General features: G+C 68.2%; 1 protein-coding gene and 1 pseudogene. Both read right to left on the reverse strand.

What is annotated here, in order from left to right:
• A pseudogene (locus tag ABFX51_RS15765) lies at nucleotides 1-264 on the reverse strand (hypothetical protein); the annotation flags it as partial.
• Nucleotides 251-551: hypothetical protein (locus tag ABFX51_RS15770; protein ID WP_346054115.1), on the reverse strand; the 301-nt coding region annotated here is incomplete at its 5' end. The gene ABFX51_RS15770 and the pseudogene ABFX51_RS15765, both read right to left, overlap by 14 nt.

The following is a 551-nucleotide window of genomic DNA, read 5'->3' on the forward strand; positions in this document are numbered from 1 at the left end:
CTCGTGCACAGCCCAGCCGATCGCGGTCAGCACGGACACGGCGTAGAAGCCGTCCCACGCGAACGCGCCGAGGCCCAGCGGCACGACCACGCCGGATAGCTCGCCGATGTGCCAGCCGATCCAGGACACGGCCTGCGTGGTGCGGGTCGGGTTGGTCGCGTGCTGGTAGATCGCGAGGTCAGCGGCGCGGCGCGCCTCAACCTGCGCCTGGCTCGCGGACTGTCCGGTGTGGTCGGTAGTGGGCTTGTGCTCAGGCGTGGACATTGATGGCCTCCTCCCGAGTGACGGTGGGGTGGTGGAAGAACTGGTTTTTCGGACCGGCCGGGGGCTTGCTCGCGTGCCGGGCGACGAACCCGTCCAGGCGGCGCATGGAGATCTCCAGCACCTTCGCGAGCAGCACCAGCGGAATCCGGATCAGGTGCAGCAGCAGGAACACCAGCACCGCGCCGGTGAACACCAGCAGCGCGAACGTCCCGAACCTGCGCAGAACCTCGAACATCGACATGCCGCTCACCTGCCCAGTCCGGAGAACAGCACGGTCACCGCGTGCA

The organism is Amycolatopsis dongchuanensis (genome assembly GCF_039542405.1).
Classification (GTDB): Bacteria; Actinomycetota; Actinomycetes; order Mycobacteriales; family Pseudonocardiaceae; genus Amycolatopsis_E; species Amycolatopsis_E sacchari.